The following is a 22,694-nucleotide window of genomic DNA, read 5'->3' as shown; positions in this document are numbered from 1 at the left end:
TTACCTGTCGGAACAGCTATCGCCTCTCCAAATACTCCTCTACCCGTTTGATAATGCCAGCACAATCCAATCCGCAGCGTGATAATTGCTCTGCACGTGATTGGTGGTGGATGAACTGATCAGGCAATCCCAGTTTTAGTATCTCGAGGTGTTGATGCGTCCTACAAATGTAGGCCTCAATGTCTGCGCCTGCGCCATTGATTATGACGCCATCCTCTACCGTAACTAGCAGTGGGTGCGTATCGCTCAGTATTGTCAGGAGTTCAGTGTCCAGTGGTTTGGCGAAACGCATATCCACCACAGTGGCATTCAGTTGTTCTGCCGCCGCCATTGCTTCATTGTGCAAGGTACCAAAGGCGATTAGCGCTATATCTTTTCCTTGTCGTGTAATTCGGCCTTTGCCAAATGGCAGAGCCTCACGGGTCTGCTCTACCGGTAAACCATGACCACTGCCTCTGGGGTAGCGAACGGCTACCGGCCCGGAATACTGGTAGGCGGTATTCAGCATCCACCATAACTCCTGTTCGTTACTGGGCGTCATGATAACCATATTGGGAATGCAGCGCAGGTAAGCGATATCAAAGGCGCCATGGTGGGTGGGGCCATCTTCACCGACCAGACCTGCACGGTCGATGGCAAACAACACATCCAGGTTTTGCAGGGCCACATCGTGGATCAGCTGGTCATACCCCCGCTGCAGGAACGTCGAATAAATGGCCAGCACAGGCTTCATGCCTTCACAGGCGAGACCTGCGGCAAACGTGACGGCATGCTGTTCGGCAATCGCCACGTCAAAGTAACGGTCGGGAAACTGCTGTGAAAAGCGCACCAGGTCGGAACCTTCGCGCATGGCGGGCGTAATGCCATAGAGGCGCTTGTCTTTGGCCGCGGTATGGCACAGCCATTGGCCAAAAATATTGGCGTAGGTAGTTTTTTTTGGTTTGGGTTCGGTTTTGGCCGGGATGGTTTTGGTGAGTGCATGATAGCCCACCGGATCCTGCTCGGCCGCCGGATAACCTTTCCCTTTCCGAGTGACAATATGCAGCAGCCGAGGGCCCGTTTGCTGCTTTAGCGAAGACAATGTCCCAAGCAGTTCATCCAGATTGTGACCATCTATCGGGCCGGTGTAGTCAAAACCCTGGTCTTCAAACAAAACGGGTGATGAGGCCTGCGTGTTCTGGTTTGTTCGAGACATTTCTATGCCGCGCAGATATCGGGCAAGCATCCCGACACTGGGGGAAATCGACATGTCATTGTCGTTCAATATGACCAGGATATTGGCGTTGACGCAGGCCGCATGGTTCAGCGCCTCAAAGGCCTGGCCGGCAGTCATTGCACCATCACCAATCACTGCAATGGCCTGGCGGTTACTGTTCTTGCCTGCCAGCGCAATGGCCATGCCGAGTGCTGCGCTGACTGACGTACTGGAATGACCGGTGCCAAAACAGTCATAGTCGCTTTCTGAACGATCGGGGAAACCGCACAGCCCATCACGCTGGCGCAGGGTGGCCATCTGCTCACGGCGTCCCGTCAGGATTTTGTGTGGGTAGCATTGGTGACCTACATCCCATACCAGCCGGTCTTCCGGTGTATTAAAGACATAATGCAGGGAAATGGTTAATTCCACTACGCCCAGACCGGCTCCCAGGTGTCCCCCTGTCTGCCCGACGGTGTACAGGAGGAAGTGGCGTAATTCCTTAGCCAGTACCGGCAGTTGCTGTTGGGATAAACGACGAAGATCGCTTGGAAGGTCGATGGTGTCCAGCAACGGTGTGATGGGTCTTTCCAGAGGGATCGTGCGGGTCATTTCAGTGATTTCGGCTCACGATATATTCAGCCAGCATGCGCAGTGGTACTGCATTTCCATCCAGATCCTTCAGCGACTGCAGGGCTTCATTTTGCAGCAGGATCGCTTTTTCCCGGGCGGTATCGAGACCGAGCAACGACACATACGTATTTTTGCCATGGGAAATATCGGCACCTTGTTGTTTACCGAGCGTGGCGGTGTTCGCCGTCACATCAAGAATGTCATCCTGTACCTGAAATGCCAGGCCAATCGCCCTAGCATAGCATTTCAGCGGCGCGATTGTTTCAGGGTCACTCATGCCTGCAGACAGTGCGCCCAACGTGACACTGGCTTCAATCAGTGCACCGGTTTTGTGTCGGTGCAGCGTTTCCAGCTCCGCTAGTGTGAGGGTATTTCCCGTGCCCTGCATATCCAGGGATTGCCCGGCAGCCATGCCATGGTTTCCCGCTGCCTGGGCCAAAACTGCCACCTGCTGAAGTTGGCAGGTGCCCTGACGTTCATCTCTTCCGGTCAGTTCAGGATTAGCCAGTACTTCAAAGGCCAGTGATTGTAAGGCATCTCCCGCCAGGATTGCAGTCGCTTCATCGAAGGCTTTATGGCAGGTGGGTTGGCCGCGGCGCAGATCATCATCATCCATCGCGGGCAGGTCATCGTGGATCAGTGAATAGGCATGGATCAGCTCAACGGCACAGGCGCCGGGTAATGCTGCCCGTGCAGTGCCTCCCAGCGCTTCACAGGCAGCGCGTACCAGCATGGGTCGGATCCGTTTGCCGCCATTGAAAACACTGTACTTCATGGCTTCATGCAGGCGTGCCTCGGCAGGCTGATAACGGGCAAAGACCTGCTCAAGGCCTGCATCCGCCCATTGGCGGCAAGTCTGCATGTACTGCTTGATGTCCATTACTCGTCCACATTGCTCTCGAAGGGGCGGGATTCCAGCTGGCCGTTTTTTTCTACCAGGATGTGCACTTTCTGTTCGGCTTCATCCAGAGCTTTCTGGCATTCGCGGGTCAGGCCGATGCCTCGTTCAAACGCTGCCAGGGATTGCTCCAGCGTCAGGTCACCGGACTCCATTTTTTCGACCAGGGTTTCCAGATCCGAGAGGGATTTTTCGAAAGCAAAGCCCGCTTTCTTGCTTGGCATCAGGGCGACCTTTTTGGGCAGGAATAATTGCATCGAACACTAACCCAGTGCGTGATACGGGTCAATGTCAAGGAGGCTGCCTGTGTAGGAACTGTAGCCTGACAGGGTTGATTACGTATGAAATGAAGCAAGCATTAAAGCTTTGATAACCCTTGGCGATAACCACTGTCTCGGTAGTGCAGTCCGGTGAATTCCGGTGGTTGTGGATTGCTATAGTCAGGGTGTCAGGTAACGGATTTATCTGGCGGTTATGAATGCTTGTAATGACAGGATGTCGTGGTTATGAAGAAGTCGGTCAGGTGTGCCGCCAAAGCAGCGCGGCATGATAGTAACCTGTTTCCCCATGCAGTGTTTTTATTGTTATTTATTCTCTCATTATTGGCTTTGCGACCGGTCCATGCCGAGCTGGTGCCGTTGCCGGATGGTGAGCTGCGTAGCACACATGCAGAACAAAGCATGATAGGTCTGGTTCCGCTGGATGATATGGCGTTGTCAACAATCTCTGCGCAGGGATTTGATGAGCAACAACCCCAGTTTAATGAAGCCAATCAGCAGGATCCCGGTTTGGCCGTATTAGGCCAGGTGCTGCAGACGTCGATGCCATTACTGAATTTCATCGAAGCGGATACCCGTATTTCCGGTGTTCAGTACAAGGACGGTGTAAGTCCGGTTGAGATTTTGATCAATGAAGGAGCTGTGCGTTTTAATCTGCCGGATTATGTGGAATCCATTGCCATGGAAAATATTCGGGTACTGGGTAGTACGGGTGGGTCTTTCGGTTCCCTTTTGATCCAGGAGCTGAGCCTTTCCGGCAGTTCGATTACGATTCGCACGACCCCCTGAACGAAAAAATCCCCGTACCAGCCGGTACGGGGATTCTGCAGTCTTGCAAACGAAACGAACGATCAGGCGTTTTGAGCTGCGCTCAGGGGCTGCACGGAAACGGTATCAGTCTCCAGCTTGTGAGCGGTTTCGGGTACATCATTCCAGACATCCGGATCCATGGTCTTATCCAGGAACGGGAATTTCTTCCGGTCAAACGTCGGTGTCAGACCTGCATCCAGCTGTTCATCAAAGTCCTTGAGAACCTTGAAGACCTGACCGGCCAGCAACAGGATGACGGACAGGTTGATCAGCGCCATGACTCCCATGGCCAGGTCAGCAAAGGACCATACAACCGGCAGTTCACCGACAGCACCCCAGACTACCATACCCAGCACCAGTACCCGGTAAACCATCAGTACGGCCTTGTTGTCCTTGATGAACCGCAGGTTGGATTCACCGTAGTAGTAGTTGGCGATCAGCGAGGTGAACGCGAACAACAGGATGGCCAAGGCAATGAAGTGGTTACCGATGCCACCGATTTCATTGGACAGCGCCGCTTGGGTCAGGGCAATACCGGTCAGCTCATTGCCGCTGTGCAGCTGGCCAGACACCAGGATGATGGCCGCAGTCGCGGAACAGATCACGATGGTATCTACAAACACGCCCAGCATACCCATGATGCCCTGAGTGGCCGGGTGGTGCGGGGTCGGTGTTGCGGTCGCGGCTGCGTTCGGACCACTGCCCATACCGGCTTCGTTAGAAAACAGGCCGCGCTTGATGCCCTGCTCCATGGCTGTTTTCATCAGGTAAGCGACACCACCACCGGCAGCACTTTCAATACCAAAGGCGCTCTTGAAGATCAGAGACAGCACAGCAGGCATTTCGGTGATGTTCAGCAGCATGACAAATACAGCCAGCGCCAGATACGCCAGTGCCATGAAGGGTACAACCATTTCCGCAAAGCGGGCGATGGCTCGGATTCCGCCAAATACAATCAATGCAGCGACAACCGCCAGAACAATGCCGACAGCCAGCGGCGGAATCTCGTACACAGCCATGGCTGCTGCGATGGAGTTGGATTGCACGCTGTTAAAAGCAAAACCGAACGCCACGATCAGGGCGCCGGAGAAAATGATACCCAGCCAGCGTTGTCCCAGGGCTTTTTCAATGTAATAAGCCGGGCCGCCACGGTAGGTGCCATCGTGGTTGTTGGATTTGTAGAGCTGCGCCAGCGTGTTTTCGACGAAGCTGGTGGACATACCCAGCAGGGCGATCATCCACATCCAGAACACGGCGCCGGGGCCACCCATAAAAATGGCAACTGCAACACCTGCCAGGTTACCAGTACCGACACGGGCAGCCAGGCTGGTGCAGAAAGCCTGGAAAGAAGAAATGTGATGGTGCTCGTCCTTGGCCCGGCTGCCCATCATGGTTTTGATGGCGAAGCCAAAGCGGCGAATCTGCACAAAGCGACTCCGAAACGTAAAATACAGACCAGCCCCAAGCAGAAGACCGACGAGAAGCTTGCCCCAAATTACGCCGTTCAAAACGGCAATCAAGTTACTCATATAACGGCTCTTGTGGTTGTTTAAGGTGTTTATAATCGTTCGGAAGTCGATAGTACCGCTCAAGCGGATTGAGGAAATTGCCGTGATACCGTATTGCGCTTAGTGAATATACCTACGAGGCTTGTTGCTTTTCTTCGGGAGGGAGCCCGGTAATGCAGAGGATTGCCGGGGTAAGCCGTTTTTTCCGTATTCGGGTGACGTACAAAAAAAATTCCTGTCCGTGGGAAGAATGCATCAGATTCGTCAGAAGAGCAGGCTGTTCTCAGAGCTTTTCCATATCGTTGAAGTCTCGCATCATTGGGTCGTCATCGTCGTTGTTGGGTTCCTGATCGCAATGATTGTTGTCCGGTACGGGCCAGACATCCTGATCCATGGCTTTATCCAGTTCCGGAAACCGCTTGCGGTTAAAGACCGGTTTTTCGATCCCACTGTGGTATTGCTGTTCAAAGTCTTTCAGCATAGCGAAGGCGGTGCCAGAGAGCAGGACAATCACCATTAAATTGATCAGTGCCATCACCCCCATGGTCAGGTCTGCCAGTGACCAGACCACCGGCAGGCTGCTGAAAGAGCCCCAGAACACCATCATGATCACAATGCAGCGGTACCAGAGAATCAAGCGTCGGTTGTCTTTAATGTGACGGAGGCTGGATTCGCCGTAATATGTATTGGCGACAATAGACGTAAAACCAAACAACAGAGTGATAAAGGCGATAAACGGTTTGCCCCATGCCCCAACGGCGCTGCTCAGGGCATTCTGTGTCAGCGCAATGCCTGTAACACCCTCACCATTGAGGTATTCACCGGACAGCAAGACGATCATTGCCGTGGCGGTGCAGATCAGAATGGTATCGGTGAAGACACTGAACATGGAGAGAAGTCCCTGGGTCGCCGGATGGCTGGGGGACGGTGCCGCTACCGCATTAATGTTTGGGCTGCTGCCCATGCCGGCCTCATTGGAAAACAGGCCTCGACGAATCCCCTGCAGCATCGCCTGGGACACCGCATAGCCCATACCGCCGGCTGCTGCCGTCTGCAATCCAAACGCACTTTCAATCACCAGCCGGAAGACATCAATCAGGCGATCGTGGTACAGAAACATCACCATGCCTGCCGTGAGGATATACGCGGTAGCCATGAAAGGGACGGTTTGTTCGGCAAAACGGGCAATGCCACGAAGCCCGCGGAAAATAATCAGCGCGGTCATCAGTGCAAGCATCAGTCCAACCGATACCTCCGGTAATGCAAAGGCATGAGAGAGTGCGCTAGCTACGGAGTTGGAATGTACCGCATTGAATGAAAAGCCAAAGGACAGCACCATGCAGATGGAAAAAGTGATGGCCAGGTTACGTTGGCCCAGTGCCTTTTCTATATAGTAGGCAGGCCCGCCGCGGAAGGTGCCGTCACGGTTATTGGATTTGTACACCTGGGCCAGGGTGTTTTCCACGAAGCTGGTGGCCATGCCCAGTATGGCGATCACCCACATCCAGAAAACGGCGCCAGGCCCGCCCATGTAGACCGCAATGGCGACACCGGCGAGATTGCTGGTGCCTACGTGGGAGGCAAGGCTGGTGCACAAGGCCTGGAAGGAGGAGATGCTACGGTTATTACTGGTGCGTTTACTGTGCAGTAGCAAACGTAGAGTCAGTGGGAAGTGCCGGATCTGCACCAGTCCGCTGCGCAGGGAAAAATAGACGCCTGCGCCCAACAACAAATAGACAATCCCATAACCCCACAGGATGGCGTTGAAGCTGTTGATCAAGGCAGTCATGGTATCTCCTCTCCGGTGGTGGGCTATGTCGGCGCCGGGCCGGGTAAAACCAGAAAATCCTCATGTTCTTAGACCCTTTTTCAAAAGATGTGTTCAGGAATTGAGGATGTAACGGGGTAAAAGCATGGCATCCAGTCTAGCAGAGGCTGGTTTTTTCGCGTTTTTTATAAGAGGTATGGAATAAATTTTGCCGTTATAATCACCCGATATCATAACAACAGCGTTTTACCATCAGCTTCTGACGTTTGACTGTAGAGGGGGCACGGGGTCACGTGCAGGACAGAATTTACCGCGTCTATATCAGCTCGACGGCCGCACCGGCCACACCTGAGCATACCGCCATCCTGCATGGGGTTCTGGCCAGCCACAGTATGCCGGTGTGCCCGGCATTGTGGGACTTGGGTCAGGAGGCGCAGTCTATCCCGGCGAATGACTGCAGCGATGACTGGGTGTGCAGAAAAGCCCTGATCAACAGCTGTGATTACCTGCTCTTTGCCGGTAACGCCTGTTACGGTGAACGGTCGTCAACCGGTGTCAGTATTCAGCATCAGGAACTGACCTATGCCCTGATGCGGGATAAGCCGGTGTTCTGTGTGTTGTTGGCGGAAGAAGCTCTCAGCCAGTCCGGTGCATCGTCGGAAGAACTGGGGCGCGTGCGGGCATTGCGGGCATTATTGAAACGGCATAAGCCCGTTTTCTGGCGTCAGACAGACACATTGCCGGAGACCATCATTTCAGGATTTCCGGCATTTTTGACCGATCATCCGGCTACGGGCTGGAGCAAAGTCAAGCCACGGATCACTATCGATACCGCCATTGCCCGGGAAACCGTAAACAACCTGACAATACAACCGCAGGTGGCGTGCGAAGCTGCAATCGATTCGTCAGACAATGATTCAGTTTCCTGTGAACACTTCGACTGGTTACAGCAACACCAGGAGTTCAGTGTGCAGTGCCATGTATTCATTCATGGCAATTGTCACCGGGTCGAACAGAACGTGTCACTCACCTGGGCTGATGTCTATGAGGCCTTTCGCCTGTCGTTGACCCCGTCGTGTAGTGAGGACCGTATTCAGCAGTCACTGTCTGCCATGTTAGAAGCGCGTTTTAGTCAGCAAATACTCAGTCAGCACTCCCAGGCGCATGCGGCGGACGCCTTTCGTTTTTCTGAAACAGCGATGCGAATGATTCGCCTGAAGTTGCGCCGTCACGGCCTGGTTCGCAAAGACACCCGGGCCTCCAGCCGCAAAAACAATGTCTGGTGTTTGACCGGGGCAGGGAAGGCTGCGGGTCACTGGATTGGACGAACCAGCGCCGGATAAACACTGCCAGGTATGCATCGGTAGAAAATCCGCACCCCATTGCTTCGGGTCAAGGAACCGGAAGGGCAGGTCGGCGTTAAAATAGGTCGGCTTTATCTGCTATCCCCGTCCTTCCAGACGTCCTTCCCCCGGAGTTGTCCATGATAAGTTTTCTCGTTTCCCTGGTTGCCCTCGTTATCGGGTACCTGATTTACGGTGCCCTGGTTGAAAAATGGTTCGGTGCAGATCCCTCTCGTCCGACACCGGCAGTGACCCAGACCGATGGCGTCGATTATGTCCCCCTTCCCTGGTACAAGATTTTCCTGATCCAGTTCCTGAATATTGCCGGGCTTGGCCCGATCTTCGGCGCTATCCTCGGTGCGCTGTATGGCCCCTCCGCCTTTTTGTGGATTGTGTTCGGCTGCATATTTGGCGGTGCCGTACATGATTACTTTTCCGGCATGCTCTCCATCCGGCATGAGGGGAAAAGTATTCCCGAGATTGTCGGCCTCTATCTTGGCGATAAAACCCGGCAGGTGATGCGGTTGTTTTCCATTATCCTGCTGTTGCTGGTGGGTACGGTGTTCATGGTCGGCCCCGCAGGTCTTCTGAGTAACCTGGGTTTTGAAGGGATTTTTGCAAATAAGACCTTCTGGCTGGCTGTGATTCTTGCTTACTACTTTATTGCGACTGTTGTACCGGTGGATAAACTCATCGCGCGGATTTATCCCCTGTTTGGTGCAGCACTGCTGATTATGGCCATTGGTATTGGTGGTGCTCTGGTGTTTGGCAACTGGGCGATTCCGGAAGTCGGTACACCGTCGGCACATCCGGGTGGTCTGCCTCTCTGGCCGATGCTGTTTATCACCATTGCCTGTGGTGCGATCAGTGGTTTTCACGCCACACAGTCACCGCTGATGGCCCGTTGTGTGAAAAATGAAGCTTATGGTCGTCCGGTGTTTTTCGGGGCGATGATTGCGGAAGGCGTGGTTGCGTTGGTCTGGGCGGCGGCGGCCATGACGTTTTTCCCGAACGGGATTCCCGGGCTGAATGAAGTGCTGGCGAAAGGTGGTCCCGGCCTGGTCGTGAATGAAGTATCGGTGGGTTTGATGGGCAGTTTTGGTGGAATGCTCGCAGTACTGGGCGTAATTGCCTGCCCGGTGACGTCCGGTGATACCGCGTTTCGGAGTGTCCGTCTGATTTTTGCGGATATTTTTAACCTGTCCCAGTCAAAGATTCGTAATCGTCTGCTGGTTGCGATCCCGGTATTTGTTTCGGGTTATTTGTTAACACTGGTTGATTTTACGGTTATCTGGCGTTACTTCGCGTTTTCAAATCAAGCGCTGGCAACCATTGTGTTATGGACATCGTCCGTCTACATGGTGCGTAATGGTCGTAGTCATTGGTTTGTGAGTTTGCCTGCGGCATTTATGACGGCCGTTTGTGTAACGTATATTGTTATGGCGCCTGAAGGTTTGGCAATGTCTGAGGGTTTTGCATACCCGGCCGGTATAGTAGTCGCTATTGTTGCTTTTCTATATTTTTTCTATGCGTCGGTTTATCGTAAAATAAAAGTATTTGCTTAATTTTGTAAGGGTCAAAATTGATTGTCTGGTTTTGACCTTTTATTTTTTTGTCTAAGAGAAAATGTTATGGAACTAATTTTAAAAAAACACTCTAATTCCTTGTTCATCTTTTTATTATCTAAAAGGTTTGTCTTTAATATTTTGTTTTATCTTTTTAGGGGGATGTATGGAGAATGTTTCAGGTTCGTCGCTATTGGGCAGTTCATGGGAGAGGCGAGAGGGTATTGGTGAATCACAAGAACCCACGGGAAGGGTTCAAATTTTGGATCAGCCACAAGGTTTGGTAAGACATCCGTCTGCCTCACAAGAGCGTCGTAGGATTGCTGGACAATTACTATCTACAAGGCAATTGAATACACCATCAACTATTGATGATGTGAGTAATTTGATTAATGATGCACTGGCTCATAATGAATTGTACAAATCAAATCAGCATCAAGTGAATTATAAATACGGAAAATGTGAATTTGTTTTGCGTGGTATGGCGGTTCTTGCGTTGGCATTTGGTGCTGCTTGTAATGCATTGGGTCTTCTGCAGTCTCCAGTTGGTGGGGATCAAATAGTTTTGTTCTGTGCGGTGTTATTAAGTATTGGCTTTATGTATGGTTTTGCCTTTGGTGGTAAAGCAATGGAGATCAAGCATGACATAAGTGAGGCTGGAGGATGTTTGCCATATCTGAAGTCAAAGGCTAATGCTAAAACAGCGGGTGCAGGTATTGCTGGAACATTGTATGGTGTAGGGTCTGGTGTCCTTGATAGTGATAATGCTGAAGGCGGTATATTAACCGTAGCTGGTAAAACCAAAGAAACAGCTGGAAAAGGGATTGCTGCAGTTGCAAAAACGGCGAAATATGTAAATTGGGGATTGGAAATTGCGTATCCAGCGTTAGCATTTTTGAGTCTGGCAAAGCGTTATAAAAATAATGGTGTCGGTCTAATTTATGGTGACACTCAACTGAAAAGAGAGCGAGATGAAAATGCGCTTAAGGTGCTTAAGCGATACAAAGAAATCGTTGGACAGATTGATTCAGATGATAATGCCTTGTTCTTTAATAAGGGAATTGTTGCGAGTATTGTTACGCATATGTCTAACGGTTTGGAAGAATATAACGACATAATGGCTGACTTGGAAAGCTTGCGATTTGATAAGCCACGTACCAAAAGATTATTGGAATTATGGAATCGTAGAGAAGTAATTGAGGTTTCCGATACAGAAGCGAAAGGATATTGGGATAGAGCCTGTGATTTTATTGGTGCCCGAAAAGAGCCAGCTTTCAATTTGCTTTTGGATACAGCATGTATATATGTAACAGCTATTGGGTTAGGTGTGCCTTTTGCCTCACCGCTGGCCAGTGCACATTATTTTGGTGATTTTGAAGCAAGAGGTTTGTTACTTGTTAACTCAACACTGCCATATGGTTTGAATTGTACAATGCTGCAAACAGTTCCGATGAATCACCTGTCTGGAACTGAATATTTCTTCCAGGTTTTTTCTTATATGCTTCAAGGAGGAGGATTCTCTCCTATTATAAAAGGAATGTTAGTAACAGGATCTTTCTATTTGAAAACTGGAGCGAAAGATTGTGATTTTGTTCATTGTGGACGCTCCCTCAAATATACACTTCGTAGAAGGTTGGGAACCCCTGCCGGTGCGGTTGCAACAGGTGCTTCTGTATTTGGAGTTGTTGGTTACCATAAAATTGCAGAAGGGGTCGAAAAGAGTGTACTTAAATTCGCTGGATTATTGAATTGTAATCTTGGGATTCCTTATCCAGGCTGGCTACTTCCACCACCTTCATCTTTCGTCGCCAATTTGGGACGTGGGTTTCTTGATATTATTGTGTTCAACGCCACGTATGATGCGGTAGAAACTGCGGGTAATTCTGTAATAAGAAACTTTAATCAAAAAGCAGATGTTCGCCGGATTCTTTATATCAGGAATACAAATCATATAGGAAAACCCACCTATGGCTCTAGATCGCTCGCACTTCAGGAGTTTGACGCTGAAAGATGTTTACTGAGGATGCCTGTTGAAGATATTCAACTAATTCAACGGTCACCTGGTTCCTATTCGATCGTAGGCAACATAGGAGAACAACGTCCGGTAAGAGCAACTTTAAGTAGCCATCCACTGGCCACCGATCATCATGAACCATCATCATTACAGATTGTTGAAGTTCATCAAGAAGAAATAGTGGGCGCTTCTGCTACTGTGCCGGCGGATGGAGAAACAACACCAACGCCTGAAGAGGAGGACGCCGCAAGAGCAGTGCAAGAAATGCAGGCTGCTTTTGACCAGCTAATTGGTCAAATTGATCAAATGTCTACTAGTGAAACTATTGGCTTTGATCTTCAAGCGGGTTCATCAGCTGGTGTTGTTTCTGGTCAAGTAGATGAGTCTCTGTCTGTCGCTAGCAGTGATGGAAGTTCAGAAACTGTCATTGCATCAGAGGCTGTCATTGCATCAGAGGATTGGGGTTCTAGGCTCGGGTCATCACGTGAGTCAGATGTGTAAACTGTAATATTCAAATAATTACTTTTTATTGATAGTAAAAGAAATAGATATTGAGAGGCTAAGCAATGTTGATATGTTGCTTGGCTTCTTATATCTAAGAAAGAAAATGTGACAGGTACATGCTGCCCCTTTCAAAGGGCTTGAGATGAGCAGTGAGGTATCTTTGATTTCAGACTTTCTGGGATATAATGAAACCAAGCTTTCGCTTGTAGGTGGAAACCACTATGTCGTAGTATGGCAGCGGAAGGAAAATGATAAAAATAGGGATATTGAGTAGAGCATAAGCGGGAGAGGCAGTCATGCGACCAATCGACCTGCAACAGGTGATTAGCGATATGCGCAGCCAGCTTGCGCCGGTAGTGATGTGCCAGGCTGGCTATGTTTTTGTCAATCTTGAGAAGTTACCCGCCCACGAAGCGCTGCAGGCGCAAATTCATGATCGCGTCGAATCCGGCGTCATCCGACCATTAACCCACCTCAATGATGATGATGTCGCGGTATTTTATGCCGCCGAACGCCCGGTACCGCCTGAGCGACGGCGCCGTCAGCAACAACAGGCCATGTTTCAGTTGAATTCTCTCTGATGCATGTAAAAAACACCCAGAAGCCCGGTTGATATCCGGGCTTTTTTATAGGTGAAAGCTTGTAGTTGTCATCTGCGTACGGGTAGGTGAAACCGACAATGATGCTCAGAAAAACATCATAAAAAGAAGGGCAATTCGCAGGGTATTTATGCCATTTATCGTATAAAAGCCGAGCAAAGTCTGACATGGATCAGTATAAGCGCGGGTTAAATCCTTATCATGACCCCCGATTTTCCAACACAACCATAACTCCTCGACTGGACTGCACTCTATGGGCAAATTCAAGTTTCCTTCAGCCTACACGGTGCTAATGGCGATCATTGTATTCGTCGCGGCACTGACTTATATCGTCCCCGCCGGTCAATATGACCGTGTCATGAACCCCGAACTGGGCAAGGAAGTTCCGGTATCCGGCACGTACCACCTGGTTGATTCAAACCCGCAGGGTTTCTTCGATGTGGTCATGGCGCCGGGCGCTGGTTTCTACGATCCTGCCAGCTATGAAGCCGGCGCTATCGACGTCGCACTGTTCGTACTGGTTATCGGTGGCTTCCTGGGTATAGTCACCAAGACTGGCGCCATTGACGCCGGTATTGCCAAGGTCACCGCGGCGCTGGAAGGCAAGGAAGTCTGGATGATTCCTGCCCTGATGGTGTTGTTCGCCGCCGGGGGTACCGTGTACGGTATGGCGGAGGAAACCCTGCCTTTCTATATGCTGCTGATTCCGGTGATCATTGCCGCGGGCTATGATGCAGTCACCGGTGTGGCTGTGGTACTGCTGGGTGCCGGTATCGGTGTTCTGGGTTCCACCATCAACCCTTTCGCAACCGTTATCGCGTCCAACGCCGCTGACGTACCGTTCACTGACGGTATGGGTCTGCGTATCGCCATCCTGGTGATCGGTTTCATCATCACTGCTGCATTCCTGATGCGCTACGCTGAGAAAGTCCGCAAGGATCCTTCCCAGTCCCTGGTAGCGGACATGAAGGAATCCAACGAAGAATTCTTCCTGAAAAACCGTGAAGAAGGCATCGAGCTGACCGGCGCCCGTAAACTGATCCTGGTCCTGTTCGCTGCCAGCTTCGGTGTGATGATCTGGGGTGTATCTGCTGCCGGCTGGTGGATGGCTGAAATGTCCGCCCTGTTCCTGGTGAGCGCTATCGCTATCGGTCTGATCGGCCGCCTGAGCGAAGAAGAGCTGACCGGCACTTTCGTTGACGGTGCGCGTGACCTGCTGGGTGTTGCTTTCGTTATCGCGATTGCCCGCGGTATCGTTGTTATCATGAACGCTGGTAGCATCACCGACACCATCCTGTTCTGGTCTGAGAATGCGGTTTCCGGCCTGTCCGAAATCGTCTTCATCAACGCCATGTACTGGATCCAGGTTGTGCTGTCCTTCTTCATTCCGTCTACTTCTGGCCTGGCGGTACTGAGCATGCCGATCATGGCGCCGCTGGCTGACTTCGCCAACGTGAGCCGTGACCTGGTTATCACTGCTTACCAGTCTGCGTCTGGTGTCGTTAACCTGCTGACCCCGACGTCTGGTGTTGTTATGGGTGGTCTGGCCATCGGTCGTGTGTCCTACGCGAAGTGGTTCAAGTTCGTACTGCCGCTGGCGGGTGTCCTGACTGTCATGATCATGATCATGCTGAGTGTTGGCGCCGTGATGGGTCTCTAAGCAGTCGATACCTCTCGCGATGTATCCAAAGACAGGTCCGTAAGGGCCTGTCTTTTTTTGTGTCTTCTGAACTCACCAGGGTGGATCAACCCTGTTATCAGAATGCATAAATTTTGAGCAGTTTTTTTCAGTGCAGAATGACAATGGCACCCGGACGTCAGCTAAGAAGAAATGCACATGGTTATCCACAGGGATTGTGAATGACTTCATGGTTTTGCTCACAAATGACAGCCGGTAATAGAAGACAGTGAACACATAATGTTGCACTAAGGTGCAAATATCGGCTTAATTGTTTATTGGTACGTTGGTTCTGTTAATAAAAATAAAAAGAGGCCTCACAATGACTGCTGAGTCCAACGCCGCCGTCAAGACCGCCTTTACCGGGGAGTGGGAAGGAACCGCGGGCAATGACGTCAAAACACTGGATCACCTTTACGCCAAGATGTATGGCTATGGCGGTGACGACACCCTGACCGCTACCGGTGGTGGCGTGTTCATCAATGGTGGCGAAGGCCACGACACCCTGACAGCATATGGCATTGAGACCATCATCTACGGTGATAGCGGTAATGATGTGATCCGTGGTTATGCTGCAGATACCCAGCTGGGTGGTGGTGCCGGTGACGATGTGGTCGAAGGTCACGGCCTGCGGGCAACGTTGTCCGGCGGTGATGGGAATGACACCCTGCTGGCGACTGGCTTGCATGCCATTGTTGATGGCGGCGACGGGGACGATGTGATCGAAACCGCGGCGGGTGTGGCCAGAATTACTGACTTTGCCGGGCACAATACAATTCAGGCCTTTGGTGGCGCCAACCTGATTGATACCGGCGACGGTAATGATGATATTACCGCAGTGGCTGGCGCGAACAGTATCGCCGCAGGTGGAGGCAATAATACGGTCAACGCGGTTGGTGGTGCGAATATTATCCAGGTTGCGGACGGGGATAACACTGTCGTGGTCGGCGGTCTGGCGAATACGGTATTGGCCGGTCATGGCGATAACAACGTCACAGCATTGGGTGGCGGGAATGTTGTGTTTGCCGGACACGGGGATAACGCCGTCCAGGTTGCCGGTGGTGTTAATAGCGTCATGGTCGGCGACGGGGATAACCAGATACTCGCAGCCGGAGGCGTCAATATCGTGCTGGCCGGCAATGGCGATAACGATATTGCGGCACTTGGTGGCGCTAATTTTCTTGCAGCCGGTAGCGGCAATGATCACATCATGGCTGGTGGACTGGCGAACATCGTGCTTGCCGGTGATGGACATAACTCTGTAGAAGCCTTGGGTGGTGCCAATATCATCCAGAGTGGCACCGGTGATGATTTCATCGTTGCGGGTGGTGGTGCCAATGCTGTTGTCGCTGGCGATGGTAACAACACGGTTTTCGGACTGGGTGTCGCCAACCTGGTGTGGACTGGGAATGGCGCGGATGATATTGCCGTTGGCGGCCAGGTTAACCTGGTGAATGCCGGCGCTGGGGATAACACGCTGGTCGCGGCAGGCGAGGGCAATGTCTTTATCGCTGCGGACGGCAATGATGTCGCGCTGCTGGGTGGTGTCGCCAATATTGCGATAACCGGTGGTGGTAACAACCTCATCACGGCGGTCGGTGAAGCCAACATTCTGCAGGCTGCCAATGGCAATGATGTGATGGTGTCTGGCGGTGTTGCCAATATTCAGCTGGCGGGTAGCGGTGATAATGCCCTCGCAGCGTTTGGCGCCGGTAATCTTCAATTCAGCGGTTCAGGCAGTGATACCCAGATCGCGATGGGGGTTGCCAATATCCAGCTGGCGGGTGATGGGGATAACTCTCTACTCGCATTGGGTGAGGGTAATGTTCAGCTGACCGGCACCGGTAATGATTTCACTGTGGCCGGTGGTGTAGCCAACATTGTTTCTACCGCTTCTGGCAGTGATACCGTGATTACCGCAGGGGTCGCCAATGTGGTGCTTTCCGGTGGTGACAATGACACGGTCGTTGCAGCCGGAGAAACCAATATTGTCCTGAGCGGTTATGGGGATGACAGTGTCGTCTCTGTCGGTGTGAACAACCTGTTGCTGACAGAAGCGGGCGCCGACATGGCACTGGTGGCTGGCCAGAACAATGTCGCATTCACGGGCAGTGGCAATGATGTGATTGCTGCTATGGGACAGAACAACGCCATTGCCAGCGGATCGGGGGCCGATATTGTCGTGGCGATTGGCCAGAACAACCTGGTGGCTACCGATAACGATATTCAGATTTATGCTGAGGATCTGCCGCAGCAGGGTGTCTATCAGTTTGGGCTGGATTCCGTTATTGGTTTGGATACCTTCACGGACAGCGACAATGGTTTTGCACAGCGCCTGTTAGATAACCTTGGACTGGGTGTGACGGCTGAAGCAGAGGTTGCTTTAAGCGGGCAGCTCAGCATGCTGTTCCCGGAACTGGAACTATCCAGTCCGACGGTGCCTGACTGGCAGTCACCGGAATTGAATCTCCCCCAATATGATTATGCGATTCCGGCCTTGCCAGAACTCAAAGGCACGCCAGTGGAATACCAGTACGGTGAGTTGGTTGCCTACGGTTTGCCGGAGATTCAGTTACCTGAACTCAGCTCCCCGGAATTAAGTCTTTCAGGTATTACCTTACCGTCGTTTGTTCTCCCTAAATTGTCGGATGCGTCAGTGACCCTTGAAGACTGGCAGATAGATGCCAGTTACAAGCTGTCGTTTGGCCTTGATCAGACGGGCGACAATGGTGGTATTGGTAATTCTGTGCTGGGGCTTTTGGGCGGTGAGCTGGCGTTTACCAATTTCCTCGGCGATGTACTGGTTGAAGTGATTGGTGGCAGTTTTGATCTGAACGCCAATGGCACGGTAACGGTTAACGAAGCGGGTATCAGTGACCAGCATCAGGTAAGTGCGGATCTTTTGGTCTATAACGCCCCGGCGGATTACCAGATATTCAAAACATCAGCAGCCGGAAATAATGAACAGCCAGCAGTGGCCGCGGATAGCCGTACTGCTGAGATTGCATTGCCAACGGTCAACCTGCCAGCTTTCCATATTCCGGCATTCTCTATTAACAGCTTCGATATCAGTGGTTTCAGTGAAGGCCTGGCTGATGTGCTCAGTGGCAGGGAATTCTATGGCTATGCTGTACCTGAGTTTACGTTGCCTGAGCTGGCCATTCCGGGCTTCGATGTTGCCGATTATGCGGATGTTCAGGCACCGGCCCTTGAAGCACAGAGCTTTAGTTTGCCGGCATTCACCGTACCGGTTGTTGGTGGCATCAACGTAGCGGAGCGTCTGCCTGATCTGGGCTTCTCGCTCGATTTCCTGCAGGACAGTGGCGATATCGCCTTCCTGGCCGGACAGAATAACCTGGCCTTCACCGGCGCAGGTGACGACCTGGCTATCACGCTGGGGCAGAACAACCTGGTGCAGTCGGGTGAAGGTGACGATGTTGCCCTGATGCTTGGCCAAAATAATATCTGGCACGCCCAGGCTGGGAACGATCTCGGTTTTGCGGCGGGTGATCTGAACCTGCTGCAGGGCGGTGATGGCAACAATGTCATGATTGCGCTGGGTAATACGAATAATCTGTCGTCTGGAAACGGTGAAGATGCCGCCATCGCTATTGGCAATACCAATACGCTGGTAACAGGCTATGGTTCTGATGTCTTACTGGCACTGGGGAATCAGAACCGACTGGATGCCGGTGATAACGGTGATAACACGCTACTGGCGATAGGCGTCAATAACAGTCTGTCATCGGGCGATGGTAATGACATTCTGGCCGGTCTTGGTGCGGAAAACCGTTTTGCTGCCGGTGCGGGCGATGACCTGCTTATAGCTGTTGGTGGTGCCAATACCCTGCTGGGCGATGAAGCAGAGTTCAGTACTTCAGGCGGCGGACATGACGTGATGATTGCGGTAGGCGCGGTCAATACCGTCGATGCCCATTATGGTAATGACGGCGTTTATGCAGCCGGCTTAGGCAATACCATCAATGCGGGTAGTGGTAACGATATTGTTGCGGCTGCCGGTGTCGCCAATATTTTTGATCTCGGTGAGGGTGACGATATTGGTATTGCCCTCGGTGTGGGTAATGACGTTTCCGGTCAGGCGGGCGATGATTTCCTGATCAATATTGGCATGGGCGCCTCCGTTTCTGGTGACGCGGGCAATGACCTGATTTTCGATATCGGGATGACTGGCTTCTCCAGCGGTGGGGCAGGTGACGATATTCTGATGGGATTAGGTTGGGGTAGTCTTGATCTGTTATCCACTGCTGGCCTTGGTACGGATCTGTTCCTGCTGACGCAAGGTCTGAACACGGTCGTTCAGGATGGTGGCGCGTATTCTCTCAATGACCTGACCCATCTGGTCAATCTGACCAGCACCCTCAGTACTGACGGTGGCAGCGGAAACGACCTGTTTATCGCGGGCTTTGGATCAACGACAGCCGCTGGTGGGGAAGGCAATGACAGCTATGTCTACTACCTGAACAGCGGCAATTATGCGATTACGGAAACCGGCGGTCTGGATACGCTTGAATTCCGCAGCCATGACCTGTTCGATTTCCAGCTGGATACCTCAAACCTGTTCCTGTCTTCACTGGGTGAGGCGGGTTACCAGCTGGATGTGGTGGTTGATAACCAGTCATGGGCATCGGTGTCACTCAGCGGCTGGGAGAGTGATGACAGGATTCAACTGACAGACAGTGACAGCACACTGAGCCTGAGTTTTGCTGAACTTCAGCAGTATTGGCAGGATCAGGAGTCGATGGAGTCGTTTGAAGCGTATGACTTTGATCTGGCTGCTGTACTGGAAAGTGGGGTACAGGAGGCATTGGCGTCACTGGATGGCTATAGCGCGGATCCACTGGCAGCAGACCTTCTGGCCACACTGCAGAGTGACGGTTTGGCTGGCGTATCTTCCAGTCTGTATGCCGCGTTCGATGAATCCAGGGATCAGATTGAAGCGGCCACCATGGTAGCCTGATACCAGATATGGTGTACTGATAGTGTCAACGAAGGCTCCGTCATGGGGCCGGTTAACTTCCTGAATAACGATAAGAACATCGGAAGGGACAGCAATGAGCAAGCAGATGTTTTGCGATGGTGTAGAGAACATTGCGGTGATCAGTGGCAACGTCAGGGTGGAGCTGTTTGGTTTTGCTGCCGGTGCTACTGATGGGAAGCTTGATCACAACCGGGAAAAGACCGGCACACTGGTCATGAGTCCGGAAGGCTTTCTTCGCTGTTGTCAGGCGTTTGAGAATTTGAAGCAGGAAATGCTGGAGCGTGGGCTGTTAAAGCCAGCCCCGGCGGCTGCCAGCGACAAATCCCCGACATCTCCCAACTTTGCTGAGGCTGAAGCCTGACCGGCACGCTGGAGGTTTTCCTTGAGCAGTGGAAATCAGTCTCTGTCGTCAGCACTTGAATGTCTGGCGATTGTCGCCCGTTATCATCATCTCCGGCATTCACCGGAATCTCTCCGGATGATGGTCGAGGGGGCGTCACGCCTGGATGCGGCAGCCCTGGCTGGCATCGCTGAATGTGTGGGCTTAACGGCCCGGTGTGAATCACTCTCCATGACGGATCTGCTTAAGCAGGGCGCATCTTTCCCCGTGATTGCCATGCTGAATAATGGCAATACCGTGGTTGTCAGCGGTGTACGGCAGAAAGCACAGGGGGAGTTGGTGCTGCTTGTGCTGGATCCTTTGGCGGATCAGAAAGTCCATCTCATGGAAATTTCTGAAGCGGCATTTGCCAGTGTCTGGACCGGCGAGGTTGTGAAACTACAACCGAAGTTGCAAATTTCAGCTGATCATAAAGCGTTTGGTGTGCGCTGGCTGTTTGAACAGATTGCTGCACCGCGCGGCGTCTTAACTCATATTTTCATCTTATCCCTGTTACTCCATTGCCTGGTTTTCGTGGTGCCGGTGTTCACCATGGCGGTTTTCGATAAGGTGATCGGCTACCAGGGGTATGCAACGTTGCACGTACTGTTTGTGGGGGCAGTCATCGCACTGCTGTTCTCTGGCGTGTTTGGTTATCTTCGAACCTTGTTGATTCAGTACGCGGCTGGTCGTCTGGATGTGTTGCTGGCGGAGCGTATTGCATCAGGTCTGTTCCGGCTGCCCTTGTCATTTTTCAAGAAACTGCCAACGGGAGGACTGATTCGTCAGGTGCAGGAATCAGACCGTATTCGGGAATTTATCACCGGCAACCTGTTGTTCACACTCATCGAATTCACCGCCATTGTGGTGCTGTTACCGGTCATGTTTATGTTCAGCTGGCAGCTCACCCTGCTGGTGCTTGGGTTTGCCGTGTTGATTGGTCTTAATGCGCTGGTGGCTATGGGAGCTTCACGTCGGACCGTCGACCTGCTGTATCGGGCAGAGGACGACAGACAGTCACTGATTGCCGAGACATTGTCCGGTGTTGAGACCGTTCGAGCCTTGGCGCAGGAATCCAGAATAAAGCGTCGATGGTTGAGTAAAAGCGCAGAAATTGTCCGCCTGAATCGACAGACGGGACTGACAACCGGTTTGGTCTCAGAAAGTGGAGGGCTGCTACAGAAACTGATGCAGCTCACCATCATCTGGTATGGCGCCCAGCAGGTGTTGGCGGGAGGGCTGTCTATCGGTGTCTTGATTGCCTTCAATATCATGGCCGGTCGTATTGCGGGACCATTGGTTCAACTGGCCGGGATGCCCGGCCGTCTTCAGCAGGTGCGTCAGTCGCTTTCGACCCTGGGAACATTGCTGAACCAGCCCCCCGAACGATTACGTACATCAGGCGTTACTGCGCCAGTTAAGGGGCGGATTGAGTTCCGACAGGTGAGTTTCAGTTATACACCGGAAGTGCCAGGTATTCTCAAAGCGGTCAGTTTCCAGATTGCGGCGGGTATGAAAGTTGCGGTTGTGGGGGCCAGTGGTTCGGGAAAAAGCACGGTTGCACGACTCATGGCCGGTCTCTACCGGCCGGGTAAAGGTCAGGTGCTGATTGATGGCATTAACCTGCCGGAGTATGAACCTGCCTATCTGCGTTCCCGGATGGGTATTGTGCTTCAGGAATCGTTCCTGTTCCGGGGCACCGTTCAGGAGAACATTGCCGCCTGTGCACCGCATGCCGGGCTCAATGAGATTATGGAAGCGGCGCGTATCGCAGGCGCTCATGCCTTCATAGAAACACTGCCCCAAGGGTATGACACTGTTTTAGATGAGCAGGGTGCGAACCTGTCAGGTGGTCAACGTCAGCGACTCTGTATCGCCAGGGCGATACTGCACGATCCCGCCATGCTGCTGTTGGATGAAGCGACCAGCGCCCTGGATCCTGCGACTGCTGATCAACTGGAGGAGAACCTCGACAGGCTTGCCAGTGGACGAACGCTGGTGATGGTGACCCATCGTCAGTCACTGCTGCAGGCGATGGACAAGATTTTGCTGGTTGAACAGGGAGAGGTGAGAGCCATAGGTCGTCATGATGAATTGTTAGCTTCAACGCCATCATATCGATTGTTGTGGCAGAGACAGGTTGCGGGAGAGCCGGTATGAAACAGGTTTTCTCCTGGCTCAGGGCGCGTTATGACGTCTGGAAAAAAACAGCACTGACTGAGCCTCTGCAACCTGACTGGCGACAGATTGCATCCGAATCACCACCGGCATGGTTGCCGCTGGTGTCCTGGTCGGGACTCTTGCTGTTCGTCGTATTGTTTCTCTGGGCTGCCATTTCTCGGGTTGAGACGACTATCGTTGCGCGAGGGGAACTTGTCTCCCAGTTACCAAATACACCCGTACAGCCACTGTATGATGGCATTGTCCGGCAGATGTCTGTTTCCCTTAACTCCCGCTTAACGATCTGAAGAAGTAAGGCTAAATTGAATGAAGAGAGCGTCCCCTGTGCTCTTCAGGCAAAAT

15 protein-coding genes are annotated in these 22,694 nt (G+C 52.1%); 10 read left to right on the top strand and 5 right to left on the bottom strand.

Translation table 11 applies throughout. The annotated features are described in order from the left end of the window. Positions 1-16 precede the first annotated feature (16 nt). Genes dxs through ABD892_RS21155 form a run of 3 tightly spaced genes read right to left on the bottom strand, consistent with a single transcriptional unit; the run spans position 17 to position 2,950 of the window. On the bottom strand, positions 17-1,807 hold the full coding sequence (gene dxs, locus ABD892_RS21165) for a 1-deoxy-D-xylulose-5-phosphate synthase (protein ID WP_345198133.1): 1,791 nt from the start codon (positions 1,805-1,807) through the stop codon (positions 17-19). A 1-nt stretch (position 1,808) separates the two neighbouring features. After that, on the bottom strand, positions 1,809-2,708 hold the full coding sequence (gene ispA / locus ABD892_RS21160; RefSeq protein WP_345198132.1) for a (2E,6E)-farnesyl diphosphate synthase: 900 nt from the start codon (positions 2,706-2,708) through the stop codon (positions 1,809-1,811). Beyond that, positions 2,708-2,950, bottom strand: a complete 243-nt coding sequence (locus ABD892_RS21155) for an exodeoxyribonuclease VII small subunit (protein ID WP_345198130.1) — start codon at positions 2,948-2,950, stop codon at positions 2,708-2,710. The genes ispA and ABD892_RS21155 overlap by 1 nt, the downstream gene beginning before the upstream one ends. A gap of 282 nt (positions 2,951-3,232) precedes the next feature. On the opposite strand from ABD892_RS21155, the gene ABD892_RS21150 reads away from it, so the two are divergent. Further along, positions 3,233-3,793 (top strand): hypothetical protein, encoded by a 561-nt coding sequence (locus tag ABD892_RS21150; RefSeq protein ID WP_345198129.1) that lies wholly within the window; start codon positions 3,233-3,235, stop codon positions 3,791-3,793. Between the two features lie 62 nt (positions 3,794-3,855). Here ABD892_RS21150 and ABD892_RS21145 read toward each other — a convergent pair whose 3' ends face one another. Continuing rightward, on the bottom strand, positions 3,856-5,343 hold the full coding sequence (locus ABD892_RS21145) for an alanine/glycine:cation symporter family protein (RefSeq protein WP_345198128.1): 1,488 nt from the start codon (positions 5,341-5,343) through the stop codon (positions 3,856-3,858). Between the two features lie 262 nt (positions 5,344-5,605). Continuing rightward, positions 5,606-7,111: an alanine/glycine:cation symporter family protein gene (locus tag ABD892_RS21140; RefSeq protein ID WP_345198127.1), complete on the bottom strand. Its 1,506-nt coding sequence runs from the start codon at positions 7,109-7,111 to the stop codon at positions 5,606-5,608. Between the two features lie 272 nt (positions 7,112-7,383). Between ABD892_RS21140 and ABD892_RS21135 the strand changes: the two genes are divergently transcribed. The 9 genes from ABD892_RS21135 to ABD892_RS21095 all read left to right on the top strand — a co-directional run bounded on the left by ABD892_RS21135 (position 7,384) and on the right by ABD892_RS21095 (position 22,639). Next, positions 7,384-8,433 carry a DUF4062 domain-containing protein gene (locus ABD892_RS21135; RefSeq protein ID WP_345198125.1) on the top strand — a complete coding sequence of 350 codons (1,050 nt, stop codon included), beginning with the start codon at positions 7,384-7,386 and terminating at the stop codon, positions 8,431-8,433. A 140-nt stretch (positions 8,434-8,573) separates the two neighbouring features. Further along, the gene (locus ABD892_RS21130) at positions 8,574-9,998 is read left to right on the top strand and encodes a carbon starvation CstA family protein (protein ID WP_345198124.1); all 1,425 of its coding nucleotides are present in this window, start codon (positions 8,574-8,576) and stop codon (positions 9,996-9,998) included. A 166-nt stretch (positions 9,999-10,164) separates the two neighbouring features. Then, positions 10,165-12,513 (top strand): hypothetical protein, encoded by a 2,349-nt coding sequence (locus ABD892_RS21125; protein ID WP_345198123.1) that lies wholly within the window; start codon positions 10,165-10,167, stop codon positions 12,511-12,513. 299 nt (positions 12,514-12,812) lie between these two features. Beyond that, entirely contained in the window at positions 12,813-13,097 is a 285-nt protein-coding gene (locus tag ABD892_RS21120) for a hypothetical protein (protein ID WP_345198121.1), read from the top strand. 271 nt (positions 13,098-13,368) lie between these two features. Continuing rightward, on the top strand, positions 13,369-14,775 hold the full coding sequence (locus ABD892_RS21115; protein ID WP_345198119.1) for a YfcC family protein: 1,407 nt from the start codon (positions 13,369-13,371) through the stop codon (positions 14,773-14,775). A gap of 340 nt (positions 14,776-15,115) precedes the next feature. Then, positions 15,116-19,771 carry a beta strand repeat-containing protein gene (locus tag ABD892_RS21110; protein WP_345198118.1) on the top strand — a complete coding sequence of 1,552 codons (4,656 nt, stop codon included), beginning with the start codon at positions 15,116-15,118 and terminating at the stop codon, positions 19,769-19,771. A gap of 94 nt (positions 19,772-19,865) precedes the next feature. Next, positions 19,866-20,153: a hypothetical protein gene (locus ABD892_RS21105; protein ID WP_345198117.1), complete on the top strand. Its 288-nt coding sequence runs from the start codon at positions 19,866-19,868 to the stop codon at positions 20,151-20,153. A 21-nt stretch (positions 20,154-20,174) separates the two neighbouring features. Beyond that, the gene (locus ABD892_RS21100; RefSeq protein ID WP_345198116.1) at positions 20,175-22,331 is read left to right on the top strand and encodes a peptidase domain-containing ABC transporter; all 2,157 of its coding nucleotides are present in this window, start codon (positions 20,175-20,177) and stop codon (positions 22,329-22,331) included. Beyond that, the gene (locus tag ABD892_RS21095; protein ID WP_345198114.1) at positions 22,328-22,639 is read left to right on the top strand and encodes a hypothetical protein; all 312 of its coding nucleotides are present in this window, start codon (positions 22,328-22,330) and stop codon (positions 22,637-22,639) included. Before ABD892_RS21100 ends, ABD892_RS21095 begins: the two co-directional genes overlap by 4 nt. Positions 22,640-22,694: the final 55 nt, after the last annotated feature.

Source organism: Kistimonas scapharcae (assembly GCF_039540975.1).
GTDB lineage: Bacteria > Pseudomonadota > Gammaproteobacteria > Pseudomonadales > Endozoicomonadaceae > Kistimonas > Kistimonas scapharcae.
Note: the sequence above shows the minus strand (reverse complement) of the source record. Positions and strands in the feature narration are given on the sequence as shown.